This window comes from Oceanisphaera sp. (assembly GCF_048268965.1).
Classification (GTDB): Bacteria; Pseudomonadota; Gammaproteobacteria; order Enterobacterales; family Aeromonadaceae; genus Oceanimonas.
Window position 1 is genome coordinate 45,189 of sequence record NZ_JBLWUK010000019.1, and the last position, 17,355, is coordinate 62,543.

Sequence of the window (17,355 nt, forward strand, 5' to 3'; positions counted from 1 at the left end):
ACGTTAGCCGCCATAATTTCAGGGCAAATACACCCTGTTCATTTTTATTACAAAATTCATTATCAGTCATGCCGCATGACTTGCTCTTTATTGCTGCCTGTTACTGCCCGGGAGCCAGTCGCTGGCGCACCGCCTCCAGATCGGCCGGTGTATCCACCCCCGGCAGCGGTACTTCACAGGCATCGGCCAGGGCAATGGTCTCGCCGTGCCACAGCACTCTTAGCTGTTCCAGTTTTTCCAGCTGCTCCAACGGACTGACCGGCAATTCCAGGTAATGTTGAATAAAGCCTGCCCGATAGGCATAAATACCAATATGACGCCGACAGTGGCTTAAGTCGGGTGTGCCTGCCGCCATGCCGTCCCGATCGAAAGGCACGCCAGAACGGCTGAAATACAGGGCCTGACCATGGGCATTGCCGACTACCTTGACCACGTTGGGGTCGTGCAGTTGCTCGACATGCTCGAGGGGCGTCGCCAGGGTCGCCATGGGGGCCGCGCTGTTGGCCAGCAAGCTGGCAACCTGGTCCACCAGGGCCGGAGGCAGCAAGGGCTCGTCACCCTGCACATTCACCACTATTTCATCGGCTGCCAGCGCGAGGCGCTCTACCACCTCCGCCAGTCGTTCGGTCCCCGACTCATGGTGTGAGCCCGTCATGCACACTTCCACGCCGGTGTCGGCCAGGGCATCACGAATACGGGTATCGTCGGTGGCCACCACCACCCGCAGCGCAGCACTTTTTTGTGCCTGCTCTGCCACCCACAAAATCATGGGTTTACCGTGAATGTCGGCCAGCGGCTTGCCGGGCAGTCGGGTTGAACTAAAGCGGGCGGGAATAACAACCACGAAGCTCATGCGGGCAACTCGTCCAGGCTCAGCTTGCGGGCCCGGTTTTCCAGTAATACCGGAATGTTTTCGGTAATCGGGTAAGCCAGTCTGTCGAAACGACACACCAATTCGTTATGAGCACGGTCCAGCTGCAGCTTTCCCTTGCAGACCGGACAGGCAATAATTTCCACCAGTTTAGCGTCAATCGCCATCGTGTAGTTCCTTAAGTCGAGTTAAAAGCACATGTTCAAACGCCACTGGCAATTGCGCATCTACCGGCAAATACCAGGTATCGGGGTGGCCTCCGGGCCACTTGACCGCATCTTTTTCGGTGATCAGCAAAGGGGCCGATTGTAAATCATCCAGTTGCCCGGGTACCACCGCCTTGTGATCGGCCAGCGCCAGCCGCTGCTCTACAACAAACCCCAGCTGCTCCAGGGTAGTAAAAAAGCGCGGGGGATGGCCAATGCCGGCCAGCGCATGCACCCGGGTTCCCGCTGCAGGGGCTTCCTGCTGCCCGGACGGGTGAGAGACCGGCTGCAAGGTTCCCGGCCGCAGGCTCATAAGATGTTCGCCACTCCGGACGGGCCCACCATTGTTAATGATGGCATCCACTGTATTCAGCCGCCACTGGCCCTCGCGCAGCGGGCCCATGGGCAGTAACCAGCCGTTACCGAAACGACGCTTGCCGTCCACCACCACCAGCTCGATATCCCGCGCCAGCGCATAATGCTGCAAGCCGTCGTCACTGATAATGATGTCGACACCCACCTCGGCCAGCAGGGCCGCCGCCTCTGCCCGTCTTGGCCCCACCACCACGGGGCAGCCCGTGCGCCGATAAATCAACACCGGCTCGTCACCGGCTTGTTCCGAACGGGTATCCGCCTGCAACAACAGCGGGTATTGCTCGCTGTTACCGCCATAACCGCGACTGATCACGCCCGGTGTATAGCCCTGCTCGCGCAGCCATTGTACCAGCCAAACCACCACAGGTGTCTTGCCGTTGCCGCCCACGGTCAGGTTGCCCACCACAATCACCGGCACCGGTGCCCGGTATTGCTGCTTGATCCCAAGGCGAAACAAGGCGCGGCGCAAACCGCTGACCAGGACAAACACCGCACTTAGGGGCGCCAGCAACCACAGCCAGGCGGCGCCTTTATACCAGGCTTGCATCAGCTCTCGCCATATTGAATGCTTCTCAGCTGGGCATAGGCACCCTGCTGTTCGAGCAGTTCAAGGTGCGATCCCCGCTCCACTACCCGGCCTTCGTCAATCACCAGAATTTCGTCGGCACTTTCAATGGTCGACAAGCGGTGCGCAATCACCAATGCGGTTCTGTTCTTGCGCAGTACGTCCAGTGCCGCCTGAATATGGCGCTCCGATTCGGTGTCCAGCGCCGAGGTGGCTTCGTCCAGGATCAACAGCGGTGCATCACGCAACAAGGCTCTGGCAATGGCAATGCGCTGGCGCTGGCCGCCGGACAGGCTGGCACCATTTTCGCCAATCACTGTGTCGTAACCCTGCTCCAGCTTGTTGATAAACTCGTCGGCATAGGCCACCTTGGCCGCCGCTATAATTTGCTCGCGGCTGTACTCGCCTTCGGCGGCGTAGGCGATGTTATTGGCAATGGTATCGTTAAACAGGTGTACCTGCTGCGATACCAGCGCAAACTGCCGGCGCAGGTCACTCAAACGATAGTCGCGCAGCTCGACGCCATCGAGGCGAATTTCGCCGCCATCGTAGTCGTAAAAACGGGTCAGCAAACCGGCAATGGTACTCTTGCCCGAGCCGGAGCGTCCCACCAGGGCGATGGTCTTGCCGGGAGACAGGGTAAAGCTGACATCCTTCAAGGCCGGGGTCTCCTTGGTGGGATAGGTAAAGCTGACCCGGTCGAACTCCAGATGGCCCTGTGCCCGGGTTAACGGTCGGGTGCCATTATCCCGCTCCCCGTCGCTGTCCAGCAAGGCAAACAGGCTCTGGCTGGCGGCAATGCCGCGCTGATAGGAGGCATTCACCTGGGTCAGGCTCTTGAGCGGGCGCATCAGCATCATCATGGAGGTGACGATCACGGTAAAGGTGCCCGGGGTCAGCTGGTCCTGAATATTGTCGAAGGTAGACACATACAGCAGTATGGCCAGCGCGCTGGAGGCAATCACCTGTACCAGTGGCGTACCAATAGAGTCTGCAGCCACCATCTTCATGTGCTGCTGGCGCACCGCATTACTCACCCGCCGAAAACGCCCCGCTTCCACCTGCTGGCCATTGAACATCAACACTTCTTTATGGCCTTTGAGCATCTGTTCGGTGCTGCTGGTAATGTTGCCCATGGCATCCTGCATGCCCCGGCTCAAGCGGCGAAAGCGTCGGCTGATGATGGCGATCATCACCCCGACCACAGGGCCTACCACAAAGAAAATCAGCGACAATTGCCAGGAGTGATAAAACATCAGGCCCAGCAAACCGATGACGGTGGCGCCTTCTCGCACCAGGGTCACCAGGGTCGAGCTGGCCGCAGAAGAGACCTGAGAGGCGTCATAGGTGACTTTCGACAATAAGTTACCGCTGTTATGACGGTCAAAAAAGGCCACCGGCATGGTCATCAGCTTGCTGAATACTTGCTGCTGCAGCGCCATCACCACATGGTTGCCCACCCAGGCCATGAAGAAGCCGGATAAAAAGGTACAGACACCGCGCAAAAAGACGATGCCGATCACAAACAACGGCATCCACTTCAATACCGCCGGATCCTGGCCGGTCAGACCATCATCAATCAGCGGTTTAATGGAGTAAACAAAGGCGGTATCCACGGCCGCATAACCTGCCATACCGATAATGGCCACCAGCAAACCGAGTTTGCGCTCCTTCACATAACCCAGTAACCGCTTGAGCACCGGCCAGGATGATGTGTGTGCATCTTGGGACATAAGGTCTCTACCTTGAAAAACAAGGCGCTATTCTAACGGCTTAGCGCCGTTCAACCAAGTATTCAGCTTGTGATACCAGGCTCCGGGTCGTTTTGTCTGCACTAAACGCCAACCCGAACCCTCTGCCACCAGGTGCACCATGCCCTGTTCCCCGGTGATGACCTGCCTCACCCCCAGCTGCTTGAAACGTGCCATCACCTCGGAGGACGGAAAGCCCCAGCGGTTGGCAAAACCGGCGGTATGTACCACCCAGTCGGGGTTGACCGCCTGATTAAAGGCGTCGGTAGAGGAGCTGTTGCTGCCATGATGGGGGCTCAGCAGCAGCTGGGCCGCCAGAGGTTGCCCGGTGGCCAGCAGTGCCTGCTCGGCTCTGGCTTCTATGTCGCCGGTTAATAACAGCGACCGTCGGCCGTCGCTGATATGCAGCACACAAGAGTCGTTATTACTGTGGCCGGTCACGGTTACTGGCCACAGCACGGTCAGGGTCAGATCCCCCCAGCGCGTCTGCTGCCCGGTTCGACAGCGCTGACCATCGGGCCAGGCTCCCCAGCGCCGAGCGATCGGCAAACTGTGGGCCAGATAATCCCGATTGCCGCTGTGATCCTGGTCGTTATGGCTGATCACCAGATAGTCGAGCTCTTTTATGCCCAGGTGGCGCAGCAAGGGCAGTATCACCCCATCGGCCATATTGAACCCCGAGCTAAAACGATTGCCGGTATCGTATAGCAACGCCTGCCTGCCCTGCGTCACCAGCACAGACAACCCCTGCCCCACATCCAGCACCCGCACCTGCCAGCCGGGCGCGGGGAGCAATTGCCAGAGCAAGAGGCACCCGGGCAGCACCAGCAAGCCCCGCGCCTTGGGTAACAGTGCCAGCGGCAACAGCATCAACAACAAGCCCATTCCCTGAGCCTTTGCCGATAACCAGATCCAGGGGGATACACTGTCGTTCAGCCAGTGCAGACCGGCTATCAAGGGTTCAAACAAGGCGTTTAACAGGCCGAATAGCCCACTGGCCAGCATCGGCACGGGCACCACCAACAAGGATGCCAGCAGCAACAGCGGGATCAATAACAACGAAAACAGCGGGATCAATATCAGGTTAACGGGTAACGATAACCCGCTCACGCCCCCGAACAACAGCATGACCAGGGGTAACAACAAAACAGTCAGTCCCAGTTGCAAGCGCCATAGTCGTCGCCCGCCCAGCCAGCCGGTGGTTACCAATAATGCCGCCACCGCCAATACCGACAACCAGAACCCGTGATCCAGCGCCAGCCAGGGATGCACGGCCAGCAGCAGCGTCATGGTCAGCAACAAGATGCGCCGCCCGCTCCAGAAGCGGCCCCAGCAATAGAGCCCCAACCACAATATCAGCATCAGCAGGGCGCGCTGGGTGGGTACCGAAAAACCCGCCAGCCAGGCATAACCCAGTGCCAGGGTCGCCGCCAGAACGGCCGCCCCCCAGCGGTTGCCGAACAATCGCCCCACCAGCAACCCCAGGCCGGCCACCAAACCAATATGCAGCCCCGAAATGGCAAACAAATGGCTAATGCCCAGCCCGCGCAGCATGGCCCAGTCCCGGGGCTCCAGTCCGGAGCGCTCGCCTATGCTTAATGCCAGCAGCCAGGGCTGAGCGGGCAGCTCCGCCGTCATCGCCTTGATATGGCGAACCACTCGACTACGATTTGTGTTGTCAGACGGCTGATGGGTGAGGGTACCCGCCACACTGCCGCGCGCGGTAATACCCTGCCCCAGCAACCAGCGGGCGCTGTCGAAGGTGCCCGGATTATGCAGGCCGTGAGGCAGGCGCAACTGGCTGATTGACTGAAAGTGATCCCCCACCCGAGGCGGCGTTTGCTCGCTGTACCAGGACAACAAAACCCGCGGCTGGGGGGAAAGTACTTGACCATTAAGGCTTTTCAGCCTGACAATCAGCCTGCTTGCGGCCGGGCCTCCGGGCTGAACCGTCTCCACGGAGCCGGCAATCAGCTGAGTTCGCTCGAATAAAGTCGGCTGCTGCAGCCAGTTCAGTTGCCAATGGCTGTAACATAGCGCCCAGATCACACCGAATAATAAGCACGCCACCGCCGGCCTTCGTTGCCAGCTGATACCGGCAAGACACGCCAGTGGTATCCACCAGTCCCAGCTGGGGAGCCAGGGCCAAATCATGATACTTGACATGCCGAAGCAAAAAGAAAAAAGCGGCTTATCCATCCGATAAGTATTGCGGACTTAAAGCAAATGCCAAAAAAGACGTTAAAACGCCTGATGCCAGACCCCGGCACCATCAAGAACAATAAATATTTGGGGTTGCTGGGCAACCGGCTGCACGACAACAATTTATGGTACCTGAACCGACACTCGGCCGCCGGCGCCTTTGCCGTGGGGCTGTTTTGCGCCTGGGTACCCCTGCCCTTTCAAATGGTGCTGGCCGCCCTGCTGGCCATGACGTTTCGGGTTAACCTGCCGCTGTCTGCCGTGTTGGTCTGGCTAAGCAACCCGCTGACCATGCCGCCGATGTTTTACTTTGCCTATCGACTCGGCTCGTTTCTGCTGGACAGGCCCCATCACTACAAACACTTCGAGCTCAGCCTGTCCGGACTGGGCAGTGCCATGAGTTCGGCGGCGCCGCCTTTCTTGCTGGGGTGTCTGGTGATGGCTATAGTGAGCTCTGCCACCGGCTATATGGTGATCCACGGACTCTGGCGCTGGACGGTCGCCCGGCGCTGGAAACAACGACGGCGTAACGCAGAATGATACGACAGTGGTTACGTTCCAGAATGCCCAGTCAGGATGCACTGCGTGAGCACAGGCTGTGGGGCTTGTTTGGTGAACGTTTACTCGCCCCCGACTACTGGAGCTATAACCGCCAGTCGGTTGCCGTTGCCATGGCCGCCGGTTTGTTTGCCGCCTGGTTGCCCCTGCCTCTGCACTCACTCGTGGCCATAGCCCTGGCCATCTGGTTACGCGGCTACCTGCCCCTCGCCATCGCCATGGTGTGGGTCAACAACCCGCTGACCATAGCGCCCATGTTTTACCTGGCCTATCAGCTGGGCGTTCGCCTGCTGGGCCTGCCCGCCCGCGAGTTCAGCTATGCGTCTTTAGAGCAAGACTTCACCCTCTTCATCTGGCCCCTGCTGACCGGCGCCCTCCTGCTGGGCCTGGCCTCGGCCTTTTTCGGCTGGCTACTCACCCGCCTGTACTGGCGCTACAAAATACACAAAGCCTGGAAAGCACGGCAACGCTGATGCCGTGAAGGGTGAGGTGTGAAGGGTGAAGACGGCAACTGCACAACCTGTCGTTTTATGTAGTCTGCCGCTTTAGCTGGCAGTCCCGTCTCAGCGGGATAAAACACCATACTGCTCCGCAGTCCCGCCAGCTAAAGCGGCGGCTACAGATAGCTGTGACGTTCGTCAGCAAGACGACCACCACAAAAAAAGCGCCGGCTATCAGCTCGGCGCTTTTTGGTTTGTGTTACCGCTTACCGCTTCACGCTTCTCCCAGCAATTGCCTGGGCAGTAGCTGGCCGGCGCGCCAGGCGGGGTAGACGGTGGCCAGAAAAATCAGCACCAGTGCCGAGCCGGTCACCAGCCATAAGTCTGCCCAATGGAACTCGGTGGGAATAAAGTCGATAAAGTAAATTTCCGGATTTAAAAACCGATGTCCGGTCACCCTCTCTATGGCCGCCACCAAGTCCGATAACCGGGTGGCCAGCAACACGCCCAGCAAGCCACCGATAAAGACGCCGGTAATGCCGTTCAGCATGCCCTGTACCACAAAGGCACCCCGAATTTGCCAGGGGCCGGCACCCATGGTTTTAAGAATGGCAATGTCGCCCTTCTTCTCGTTCACCGCCATCACCAGAGTCGACACAATATTAAAACTGGCCACCGCCATTACCAGCAGCAGCACCACTATCATCAGGGTGCGCACCAACTGAATGTCGTGATAGATATTGCCCTGGCTTTCCATCCAGCTGCTCACGTAAAACGGCACCGGCATGCCCATGGCCGCGTGCATGGTTAACTGATCCGCCGCCAACACTTCATTAACCCGCAAATGAAAGCCCGAAATGGCATCGCCTATGTCCTTCAGCTCCTGGGCATCCTGCAAATGGGTATACCCCAGCACGCTGTCGAGCTGGCCGCCCAAACTCAATATACCTACCAAGGTAAACCGATGGCGCTTGGGGGAGCCAAAGCCTTCACTGCCCGGGGCCGGTAGCAATAACGACACGCTGTCGCCGACCGTTAGCCCCAGTTGATCGGTAATGGCCTTGCCCAAAATCAGTTCACGCTCGCCGGGGCGCAACATCGACAGACTGGCACCGTTTAAATAGGGTGTCAGCTCGGAAACCCTGGCCTCATCGGCGGGCATGATGCCTTGCAACTGCACCGCCTTCAGCTTGTTACCCCGGCTAAGCAACCCCTCCAGCGGCACCACGGGCGACACCGCCACTATGCCGGGAGACCCCTCCAGCCGGGCCGCCATCGACTGCCATTGGGTCACCGGCCCTCTGGCGGTGGTCAGTTGACCATGAGGCAACACCGACAAGATGCGATTTTCCAGCTCGCGCTCAAAGCCGTTCATCGCCGACAGGCCCAGAATCAGCGCACTCACGCCAATGGCGATGCCCGCAATAGAGGCCACCGAGATAAACGAAATAAAACGGTTGCGCCGTTTGGCCCGGCTAAAGCGCCAGCCCCAAAACACACTCAAGGGTCGAAACATCAAGCTTGCTCCTGCACTGAACCCACGCCGACGGGCGCGTGCGGGGCGTCATCCGTCAACCAGCGCCCGTCGACCAGCTGGCCGTCGACCAGGCGTCCATCCACCAGTCTGCACTGCCGGTCGAGACGCGCGGCCAGTGCCAGATCGTGTGTCACCACCACCAGGCCGGTACCCAGCTCGCTTTGCAGCTCGGCCAGCAAGGCAAACACCTCGGCGGCACTGTGGGCATCCAGGTTACCGGTGGGCTCGTCGGCCAACACCAGTCGCGGCTTGTTCACCAACGCCCGCGCGATGGCCACCCGCTGGCGCTCGCCACCAGACAAGGCAGAGGGTCTGTGCTCCAGTCTGTGCCCCAGACCTACTCGGGTTAACAAGGCTTCGGCGGCGGCTCGGGCCTCGGCCGCCGGCCGGCCGGCAATCAGCAACGGCATGGCGGCATTTTCCAGCGCGGTAAACTCACCCAGCAAGTGATGAAACTGATACACAAAGCCCATGTTCCGATTACGAAACCGTGCCTGAGCACGATCGCGCATTTGATGCAGGTTTTCGCCTTCTATCAATACCCGACCACTGGTGGGCGCATCCAGACTGCCCAGTAAATGCAGCAGGGTACTCTTGCCCGAGCCCGAGCTGCCCACCACGGCCAGGCTCTCACCGGCGGCCAGCTGCAGGCTCACCCGGTCCAGTATGGTGATCGGCTGTGCCCCGTCCAGGTGAGTTTTAGTTAAATTTTCAACCACTAACAGCGGGTTATTCATAACGCAGAGCCTCGGCAGGATGAACGCGCGATGCCCGCCACGCCGGATACAGGCTGGCCAACACGCACAATAATAAAGTGGAAAACAACACGGTAAGCAGCTGCATCGGTAACAGTAATACCGGCAACTGGCTGCCCCCGGCGGCGCCATAAAAATTCAGGCCCAAGACATTGAGCACGGCGTCCAGGTTCAGGCTGAGCAAGACTCCCAGCACAAAGCCCAGAATGCTGCCCAGCACGCCACTGAAGCCGCCCTGGATCATGAAAATGGTCATAATGCGCCTGCGGCTCAGACCCAGGGTTTTCAGCATGGCAATTTCGGCTTCCTTGTCGGTCACCACCATCACCATGGCCGACAGAATATTAAAGGCCGCCACCAGCACAATCAGCGCCAGCATAAAACTCATCAGCCGTTTTTCCATTGCCACCGCCTGAAACAGCTCGCCCCGGGTATGCTGCCAGGTTTCATAAACAAGCGGCTCGGGCAATGTGGGCAGGGCAGACAGCGCAAAGGGATCGTCCAGCCACAACCGCAGGCCCGATGCCTGGCCCGGAGCATAGCGCAACAGGCGCGCGGCATCGTCCAGGCGCGTGACAATCAGCTGACGGTCGACGTCGGTGCCGGTGCTAAAGGTGCCCACCAGGGTAAACAACCGCTGGCTGGGCACGCGGCCCAGGGGGGTAAAGCGACTGCCTTCGGTCACCGTCACCCGTACCTGGTCGCCGGGCTCGACCCCCAGTGAACGCGCCACGCTCCAGCCCATCACCACGCCATAGGGCAAGTATTCAAAATACTCCCGGGTGCGGGCATCCAGGGCTTGCAGTACCTGATCCTGACTATTGGCGGGGTCTATGCCATACAGCTCGACGCCGGTGATATGGCCGGGCCCCTGCACCATGGCCTCGGCCCGAATAAAGGGCGCGCTGGCGAGCACTTCATCGCTGTTGGCAAACAGACTCTGATATTGTTCCGGGTCGGCCAGTCGGCCCTGCTGCTGGGTGACCAGGGCATGGGGCAGCACGCCCAGCATGCGATCTTTAAGCTGCTGTTCAAAACCATTCATCACCGCCGACACCACAATCAGCGCCGCCACCCCCAGCAAAATACCTATGGTAGAAAAGCCGGATACAAAAGAAGCAAAGCTACGCTGGCCCCGTGCACCCGCATAGCGTAAGCCCAACATTAACGTCAGGGGTTGAAACATGGTCTAATCATCCGTTTTTTAAAGAGTTTTACCTCACCCGCAAGTTGCGGAATAATAAAGGTATGTGAATGGCGCAACAAGAGCAGCGAATGATGGCAGACCCTTATTTCAGCATCGACTATCGGGCACAGGTTAACCTGTGCCCACTGGCGGATGGCGAATCCGTGCCCGACGCCGACACCTTGGAGGCGGAAATCCCGGCGCCATTCAAGCTTATCAGTGAAGTGACCCGCATCGATACCAATAATGCCCGCCTGCTACGCAACCTGGCCGAGCATGCGAGCGAGCTGGTCGAGATCATCAACTTGCAGTCGCGCAAAATCGACCTGGTACTCAGCTATGTGCTGGCCAACGAAGACGACCCGGCCGATCGGCACCACACCCTGAGCCTGGGCGGCGGCGGTTTTACCTTTTTATCGCGACAGCCTCTGGCCGAAGGCTGCACGGTACGCTTCAAACTCTTTTTACCCGAACTGTCGGTTGCGGTTTATGGTTATGGAGAAGTGCGGGCAGAGTCCGAGCCCGAGCATTATCATTGCCACTTTACTGCGTTACGCGAGCAAGACCGCGACGCTCTTATTCGTGCTAGCCTGCAACTGCAAGCCAAGCAACTTAAAGCCCGCGCCGAACGCCGCGCCCAACCAGACGGCCCCACAACATCATGATCCAGATAGCCAGCCCCACTCCCAGACCCAAGGCCAGCCTGGGGCAACTGATTGGCAGCAGCCTTGCCCTGGCCATCGCCGAACAAGTCAAACAGCAGCAACAACTGGTGCTGTTGATGGTGCCGGACACCCCCACCGCCTTGCGGCTGGAGCAGGAAGTTCGCCACCTTCTGCAGCAAGACGCCACCACAGGGCAAGCCCTGCCGGTGCAGCTGTTCCCCGACTGGGAAACCCTGCCCTACGATCAGTTTTCGCCGCACCAGGATATTATCTCCCAACGGCTCGAAACCCTGTATGGCATACCGGCGCTGCAACGGGGTCTGCTGATCGTCCCCATCACCACCCTGATGTTGCGTACCCCGCCCCGGGCCTGGCTTGAGCAAAACAGCCTGCTGCTGAAAACCGGCGACAAACTCGATATGCACGGCCTGCGCACCCGGCTGGAAAGCGCCGGCTATCGCGCGGTAGAGCAGGTATTGGAGCACGGCGAATTTGCTGCCCGTGGTGCCCTGCTCGACCTCTACCCCATGGGAGCCGACGAGCCCTATCGCATCGACTTTTTTGATGATGAAATTGACACCCTGCGCCCCTTCGACCCCGACACCCAGCGCTCGCGCGACACGGTGGCGCAGGTTCGCATGTTACCGGCGCGGGAGTTTCCTACCGACAGCCTTGCCATAGAGCGTTTTCGGGGCCAGTACCGCGAACGCTTTGCGCTGCGTAACGAGCCCGAGTCTCTGTATCACAGGGTGAGCCAGAGCCAGTTTCCGGCCGGCATAGAGCATTATTTTCCGCTGTTTTTCGAACACACCCAGACCCTGTTCGACTCGCTGCCCGACAGCTTGCTGGTGCTGACCGTGGGTGATTTGTCTGATGCTGCCAATGTGTTCTGGCAGGATGTGCAGGAACGCTACGAGGACCGTCGTCACGACACCCTGCGCCCGCTGCTGCCGCCCGACGAGCTGTATCTGCAGCCCGGTGAGGTATTGCAGCAACTCAACCAGTGGCCGCAACTGCTGTTAAGCCAAACGCCGGTGCTGGAAAAAGGCGACCGGCTGAATGCGCCCATTCATCCGCTGCCAGAGCTGGAAGTGGAACATCAGAAAGCCGAGCCGCTCACCCGCTTGCTGCAGTTTTGTGACCAGTTCAAGGGCCGGGTGTTGTTCTCGGTAGAAACCGCCGGTCGGCGCGAAGCCTTGATTGAATTGTTTGCCGGCTCCGCCATCAAGCCCTGGCCCTATAACAGCGTGAACGAGTTTCTGGCCGGCAGCGATCCCATAGGCCTGCTGGTTGGCCCGCTGTCGCAAGGCTTTATTCTGGATGATCGCTTTGCCCTGATTTGCGAAGGCGACTTGCTGGGTGGCCGCGTTATTCAGCGTCGGCGCCGCGAAAAGTCCAAGAGCCTGAGCCCGGACACATTAATACGCAACCTGGCCGAGCTGTCGATTGGCCAGCCGGTGGTGCACCTGGATCACGGCGTGGGTCGTTATACCGGCCTGCAAACTCTGGATGCCGGCGGCCTCAGATCGGAATATCTGACCCTGGAATACGCCGGCGGCGACAAGCTGTATGTGCCGGTCACCGCCCTGCACCTGGTGGGCCGCTACAGCGGTGCCGACGACCCCGCCCTGAACAAACTCGGCAACGAGAACTGGGCCAAGGCCAAACGCAAAGCCGCGGAAAAGGTGCGCGACGTGGCCGCCGAGCTGCTGGATGTGTACGCCCGCCGTGCCGCCCAGCCCGGCCAGGCCATGAGCCACGACAAGGCCGCCTATCGGCAGTTTTCCGATGCCTTTCCGTTTGAAGAAACCGACGATCAGCTGAACGCCATTAATGCCGTGCTCACCGACATGACCCAGCCCAAAGCCATGGACCGGCTGGTATGTGGCGACGTGGGCTTTGGTAAAACGGAAGTGGCGATGCGCGCCGCCTTTGTGGCGGTCCATGACGGCAAACAGGTGGCGGTGTTGGTGCCTACCACCCTGTTGGCACAACAGCATTACGACAACTTTAGAGACCGCTTTGCCAACTGGCCGGTGCGCATCGACATGATCAGCCGCTTTAAAAGCGGTAAAGAGCAAGACAAGGTGCTGGGCGGATTAAGCGACGGCACCATAGATATTGTGATCGGGACTCATAAATTATTAAGCCAGGATATTCGCTTTAAAGACCTCGGCTTGTTGATTGTGGACGAAGAACACCGCTTTGGCGTGCGCCAGAAAGATCAGATCAAGGCGCTGCGGGCCGACGTGGACATTCTGACCCTGACCGCCACCCCCATTCCCCGTACCCTGAACATGGCCATGGGCGGCATGCGCGATCTGTCCATTATCGCCACCCCGCCGGCCAAGCGACTGGCGGTAAAAACCTTTGTTCGCGAGTCGGATCCCGCCACCATTCGCGAAGCCATCTTGCGTGAGCTCAAACGGGGCGGTCAGGTGTATTACTTGCACAACGAAGTGCAAACCATAGAGAACACCGCCGAACTGCTGACTACCCTGGTGCCCGAGGCGCGAATTGGCATCGCTCACGGCCAGATGCGCGAGCGCGAGCTGGAGCGGGTGATGAGCGATTTTTATCATCAGCGCTATAACGTGCTGTTGTGCTCCACCATCATAGAAACCGGTATCGATGTGCCCACGGCCAACACCATTATCATGGACCGTGCCGACAAGCTGGGCCTGGCCCAGCTGCACCAGTTGCGGGGCCGTGTGGGTCGTTCTCATCATCAGGCTTACGCCTATTTGATGACCCCCCACCCCAAGCGCATGACCACGGATGCCAAGAAGCGGCTGGAGGCCATTTCGGCACTGGAAGACCTGGGTGCCGGTTTTGCCCTGGCCACCCACGATCTGGAAATTCGCGGCGCCGGCGAGCTGCTGGGCGACGAGCAAAGCGGCCAGATCACCGCCATCGGTTTTAGCCTGTATATGGAAATGCTGGAGCAAGCAGTCAAAGCCCTGCAATCGGGTAAAGAGCCGGCACTGGAACAACTGCTGCGCACCCAAACCGACATCGAGCTGCGTCTGCCCGCCCTGCTGCCGGACGATTACATTCCCGACGTCAACATGCGGCTGTCCATGTACAAGCGCATTGCCACCGCCGAGGATGAAGCGGCACTGCGCGAGTTGCAGGTAGAGCTGATTGACCGCTTCGGACTCTTGCCCGAGCCCACCAAAAACCTGGTGGCGCTGGCGGGGCTCAAGCTCAAGGCCAACCCATTGGGCATCGACAAAATCGACGCCAGTGCCAATGGCGGCAGCATTACCTTTGCGCAAGACGCCAACATAGACCCCATGTTCCTGGTCGGCCTATTGCAAAGCCAGCCACGCATCTACAAAATGGAAGGGCCAACCAGGCTACGCTTTGCGATTCCCAGCCACGATGCCCAGGCCCGTTTAGCGCTGATAAACGATCTGCTCACCGAACTCGGCAAGCACCAGGTCCCGTGAGGGGTGAAGGGGAAAGCGTGAAAAGGACGACATAACACCAACCCCATATCTGCCACGGAATCCACAGAACCCACGGACGAAGAACAACAAGACAAAACAAGAACATATTTATTGTAAGGTCTTACCAAGTAATGAGTTTGCTCTTGGTTCTTCTCTTAACTTTTCCGTGGTTTCCGTGGATTCCGTGGCAAAAAAAGCTCTTTAGGTGTTGATGCTCTGTAGCCGATAGCACTGCTTTATGTTCCCAGGGAGGGGATAAACATAGTCGCCCGCTGCCCACTGCTCTCTTGGGCGGCGGTGTTTTTACCTTGACCCGTTTTTGAGAATAAATGAACTCACATCTTTGCCAAGCCAGCCCACAACGACCGCTTACCGTCGGCATTCTGGGCGGCGGTGTTGCCGGTGCCACCACAGCGCTGCGGCTGGCCGATTTAGGCATTAATACCCTGTTGATTGAAGCCAGCAATGGCCTGATTAATGGCCCGCCCATTTGCCATTTACACGCGGGTGGCAACCTGTATCGCGAAATAAGCGATCAGCAATGCCTGACGCTGTTGCGCCAGTCCATCGACTCGGTGCGCGCCTATCCGCACAGCATTAATCGCCGCCCCACCGTGATTGCCATTCCTACTTCGGATGCGGGGGATGCGGGTGCCTTGTTGCCACGGCTGAAACAGGTGGCACATGAGTATCAACGGCTGGTGGAGGAAGATCCCGCCAACAAGGTGCTGGGCGAACCGGAAGATTATTATCGCTGTTACAGCCGCGAGCAGTTTATTGCCCTGGCCGAGCGCCCGCTGCCCAAAAAAGCAATCAGCCACGACGACTGGCTGGTGCCCCTGGCCCACAACCTGAACCCGGACTTGCTGAAATTTCCGCTTATTCTGGTGCAGGAATACGGCTGGAGCCTGTTTCGCATGGCGGCCACCGCGACTCTGGCGCTGCAAGACTCGCCCCATTGCCGGGTACTGCTGAATACCCGCGCCACCGAGCTTGAACAATTGTCCGACGGCTGGCGGATCCATACCGAGAGCGACCCCGGGCAAGATCTGCCGCTGGAGCAAGAGCAGCGACAAAGCCACAAGGTCGACTTTTTGGTGAATGCCTGCGGTTTTCGCACCGGCCTGGTGGATGACATGGCGGGCTACCGTCGCCAGCGCCTGGTGGAATACAAGGCCGCCTATGTGGCGCACTGGAAAACCACGGGCGATTGGCCGGAGGTGATTTTTCACGGGCCACGCGGCACGCCCAAGGGCATGGCCCAGTTAACGCCGTATCCGAACGGGGTGTTTCAGCTGCACGGCATGACGGAAAGCATCACACTGTTTAAAAACGGCCTGGTGGCCAGCTGCTCGGTGAGTGCTCAGCCGCAGTTACCGCTGCCTTATCAAAAACAGCTGGATCACGGCTGGCAAACTACAGACATAGAGGCGCGCACCCAAGAGGCGATTAATCATATGGCGCGTTTGCTGCCCGCCTTTGCCAGCGCCACCGTTGGCGGCAAGCCCCTGTTTGGCGCCCAGCAAATTCCGGGCAGTGACCCCTCGCTACGCGCCGCCGATGTATCCTTTGAAGGCGCACATTATGCACGGGTAGAAATCGTGAAGGCCTCTTCGGCGCTCACCGCCGCCGACCGCATAGTGGCACGACTGGCCGACCTGGGTTGGCTGAAGCTGGACTGCCCGCCACGCGATGATATGCAGACTGGGCAAGCGCCCCGCCTGTCACCCCAGCTGACCATTACCACCCGGCACAGCGCAAAGCAGGTAGAAACCACCGCCGTGCAACTGGCAAACGAACGCGGCTACCCGGAAGCACTGGCGCTGAGGATGGGTAACTGACAGGGAGTGGAAGGAACGTCACCCTCACAAAGGAACCTCATCCCCGCGCAGGAACGTCATCCCCGCGAAGGCGGGGACGGGGATCCAGTGACCTTGCAGACACCCCCACAGGCTGGCCGTTCTGCGCCACCAGCCCTGGATTCCCTTCTGCACGGGAATGACGGCAGGAAGTTCGCAGCAGTCTCAGACTTAGGCCGTCACCCTCGCGAAGGAACGTCACCCTCACAAAGGAACGCCATCCCCGCGAAGGCGGGGACGGGGAGCCAGTGACCTTGCAGACACCCCCACAGGCTGGCCGTTCTGCGCCACCAGCCCTGGATTCCCGTCTGCACGGGAATGACGGCAGAAAGTTCGCAGCAGTATCACACTTAGGCCGTCACCCTCGCAAAGGTACGTCACCCTCGCGAAGGAACGTCATCCCCGCGAAGGAACGTCATCCCCGCGAAGGAACGTCATCCCCGCGAAGGCGGGGACGGGGACGGGGGTCCATCTTATTGCCGTCACCCTCGCGAAGGCGGGGGTCCAGTGACTTTGCAGGCCCCCTACAGGCTGACCGTTCTGCGCCACCAGCCCTGGATTCCCGTCTGCACGGGAATGACGCACTTATACCGAAGGCTGAGATCCATATCGCTGCCGTCATCCTCGCGAAGGAACGTCACCCTCGCGAAGGCGGGGGTCCAGTGACCTTGCAGATACCCCCGCAGGCTGACCGTTCTGCGCCACAAGCCCTGGATTCCCGTCTGCACGGGAATGACGGCAGGAAGTTCGCAGCAGTATCACACTTAGGCCGCCACCCTCGCAAAGGTACGTCACCCTCGCGAAGGCGGGGGTCCAGTTATTCTTAATTTATGTTGTTGCTCTTCGTCCGTGGTTTGTAAGCGTCACTGCATCCGCACCTGTTTAGCCCACTTTTAATACCGTAGATTACCCGTTTTAATGAACGAGGTGATC

13 protein-coding genes are annotated in these 17,355 nt (G+C 59.2%); 5 read left to right on the plus strand and 8 right to left on the minus strand.

Annotation, left to right across the window (positions count from 1 at the left end):
- Positions 1 to 100 precede the first annotated feature (100 nt).
- Genes kdsB through ACN0VL_RS10030 form a run of 5 tightly spaced genes read right to left on the minus strand, consistent with a single transcriptional unit; the run spans position 101 to position 5,922 of the window.
- The gene (kdsB, locus tag ACN0VL_RS10010) at positions 101 to 853 is read right to left on the minus strand and encodes a 3-deoxy-manno-octulosonate cytidylyltransferase (protein ID WP_417616937.1); all 753 of its coding nucleotides are present in this window, start codon (positions 851 to 853) and stop codon (positions 101 to 103) included.
- Positions 850 to 1,038: a Trm112 family protein gene (locus tag ACN0VL_RS10015; RefSeq protein ID WP_188629502.1), complete on the minus strand. Its 189-nt coding sequence runs from the start codon at positions 1,036 to 1,038 to the stop codon at positions 850 to 852. The genes kdsB and ACN0VL_RS10015 overlap by 4 nt, the downstream gene beginning before the upstream one ends.
- Positions 1,028 to 1,999 carry a tetraacyldisaccharide 4'-kinase gene (lpxK, locus tag ACN0VL_RS10020; protein ID WP_417616939.1) on the minus strand — a complete coding sequence of 324 codons (972 nt, stop codon included), beginning with the start codon at positions 1,997 to 1,999 and terminating at the stop codon, positions 1,028 to 1,030. Before lpxK ends, ACN0VL_RS10015 begins: the two co-directional genes overlap by 11 nt.
- A complete protein-coding gene (gene msbA, locus ACN0VL_RS10025) occupies positions 1,999 to 3,750 on the minus strand; it encodes a lipid A ABC transporter ATP-binding protein/permease MsbA (RefSeq protein ID WP_417616941.1) in 1,752 nt (583 codons plus the stop codon). The genes lpxK and msbA overlap by 1 nt, the downstream gene beginning before the upstream one ends.
- A 27-nt stretch (positions 3,751 to 3,777) precedes the next feature.
- Positions 3,778 to 5,922 carry a DNA internalization-related competence protein ComEC/Rec2 gene (locus ACN0VL_RS10030; protein WP_417616943.1) on the minus strand — a complete coding sequence of 715 codons (2,145 nt, stop codon included), beginning with the start codon at positions 5,920 to 5,922 and terminating at the stop codon, positions 3,778 to 3,780.
- Positions 5,923 to 5,994: 72 nt separating this feature from the next.
- Here ACN0VL_RS10030 and ACN0VL_RS10035 point away from each other — a divergent pair, with 72 nt between their 5' ends.
- Together ACN0VL_RS10035 and ACN0VL_RS10040 are read left to right on the plus strand one after the other, a co-directional pair.
- Positions 5,995 to 6,510, plus strand: a complete 516-nt coding sequence (locus ACN0VL_RS10035) for a DUF2062 domain-containing protein (RefSeq protein WP_417616945.1) — start codon at positions 5,995 to 5,997, stop codon at positions 6,508 to 6,510.
- Positions 6,507 to 7,001, plus strand: a complete 495-nt coding sequence (locus ACN0VL_RS10040; protein WP_417616946.1) for a DUF2062 domain-containing protein — start codon at positions 6,507 to 6,509, stop codon at positions 6,999 to 7,001. The genes ACN0VL_RS10035 and ACN0VL_RS10040 overlap by 4 nt, the downstream gene beginning before the upstream one ends.
- A 241-nt stretch (positions 7,002 to 7,242) precedes the next feature.
- Here ACN0VL_RS10040 and lolE read toward each other — a convergent pair whose 3' ends face one another.
- The 3 genes from lolE to ACN0VL_RS10055 are packed head-to-tail and all read right to left on the minus strand — an operon-like array spanning position 7,243 to position 10,446.
- Entirely contained in the window at positions 7,243 to 8,484 is a 1,242-nt protein-coding gene (gene lolE, locus ACN0VL_RS10045) for a lipoprotein-releasing ABC transporter permease subunit LolE (RefSeq protein ID WP_417616948.1), read from the minus strand.
- A complete protein-coding gene (gene lolD / locus ACN0VL_RS10050) occupies positions 8,484 to 9,242 on the minus strand; it encodes a lipoprotein-releasing ABC transporter ATP-binding protein LolD (protein ID WP_417616950.1) in 759 nt (252 codons plus the stop codon). Before lolD ends, lolE begins: the two co-directional genes overlap by 1 nt.
- On the minus strand, positions 9,235 to 10,446 hold the full coding sequence (locus tag ACN0VL_RS10055) for a lipoprotein-releasing ABC transporter permease subunit (RefSeq protein WP_417616952.1): 1,212 nt from the start codon (positions 10,444 to 10,446) through the stop codon (positions 9,235 to 9,237). The genes lolD and ACN0VL_RS10055 overlap by 8 nt, the downstream gene beginning before the upstream one ends.
- A gap of 68 nt (positions 10,447 to 10,514) precedes the next feature.
- Between ACN0VL_RS10055 and ACN0VL_RS10060 the strand changes: the two genes are divergently transcribed.
- From ACN0VL_RS10060 to ACN0VL_RS10070, 3 genes are all read left to right on the plus strand, one after another.
- The gene (locus ACN0VL_RS10060; protein ID WP_417616954.1) at positions 10,515 to 11,111 is read left to right on the plus strand and encodes a PilZ domain-containing protein; all 597 of its coding nucleotides are present in this window, start codon (positions 10,515 to 10,517) and stop codon (positions 11,109 to 11,111) included.
- Entirely contained in the window at positions 11,108 to 14,563 is a 3,456-nt protein-coding gene (gene mfd, locus ACN0VL_RS10065) for a transcription-repair coupling factor (RefSeq protein ID WP_417616955.1), read from the plus strand. The genes ACN0VL_RS10060 and mfd overlap by 4 nt, the downstream gene beginning before the upstream one ends.
- Positions 14,564 to 14,892: 329 nt before the next feature.
- Positions 14,893 to 16,404 (plus strand): FAD-dependent oxidoreductase, encoded by a 1,512-nt coding sequence (locus ACN0VL_RS10070; RefSeq protein WP_417616957.1) that lies wholly within the window; start codon positions 14,893 to 14,895, stop codon positions 16,402 to 16,404.
- Positions 16,405 to 17,355 lie beyond the last annotated feature (951 nt).

Coding starts and splice junctions, on each gene's coding strand:
- lolE (WP_417616948.1), bottom strand. CDS start 8,484: ATGTTTCGACCCTTGAGTGTGTTTTGGGGCTGGCGCTTTAGCCGGGCC.
- kdsB (WP_417616937.1), bottom strand. CDS start 853: ATGAGCTTCGTGGTTGTTATTCCCGCCCGCTTTAGTTCAACCCGACTG.
- lpxK (WP_417616939.1), bottom strand. CDS start 1,999: ATGCAAGCCTGGTATAAAGGCGCCGCCTGGCTGTGGTTGCTGGCGCCC.
- msbA (WP_417616941.1), bottom strand. CDS start 3,750: ATGTCCCAAGATGCACACACATCATCCTGGCCGGTGCTCAAGCGGTTA.
- ACN0VL_RS10055 (WP_417616952.1), bottom strand. CDS start 10,446: ATGTTTCAACCCCTGACGTTAATGTTGGGCTTACGCTATGCGGGTGCA.
- ACN0VL_RS10040 (WP_417616946.1), top strand. CDS start 6,507: ATGATACGACAGTGGTTACGTTCCAGAATGCCCAGTCAGGATGCACTG.
- ACN0VL_RS10035 (WP_417616945.1), top strand. CDS start 5,995: ATGCCAAAAAAGACGTTAAAACGCCTGATGCCAGACCCCGGCACCATC.
- ACN0VL_RS10015 (WP_188629502.1), bottom strand. CDS start 1,038: ATGGCGATTGACGCTAAACTGGTGGAAATTATTGCCTGTCCGGTCTGC.
- ACN0VL_RS10070 (WP_417616957.1), top strand. CDS start 14,893: ATGAACTCACATCTTTGCCAAGCCAGCCCACAACGACCGCTTACCGTC.
- ACN0VL_RS10060 (WP_417616954.1), top strand. CDS start 10,515: ATGGCGCAACAAGAGCAGCGAATGATGGCAGACCCTTATTTCAGCATC.
- ACN0VL_RS10030 (WP_417616943.1), bottom strand. CDS start 5,922: ATGATTTGGCCCTGGCTCCCCAGCTGGGACTGGTGGATACCACTGGCG.
- lolD (WP_417616950.1), bottom strand. CDS start 9,242: ATGAATAACCCGCTGTTAGTGGTTGAAAATTTAACTAAAACTCACCTG.
- mfd (WP_417616955.1), top strand. CDS start 11,108: ATGATCCAGATAGCCAGCCCCACTCCCAGACCCAAGGCCAGCCTGGGG.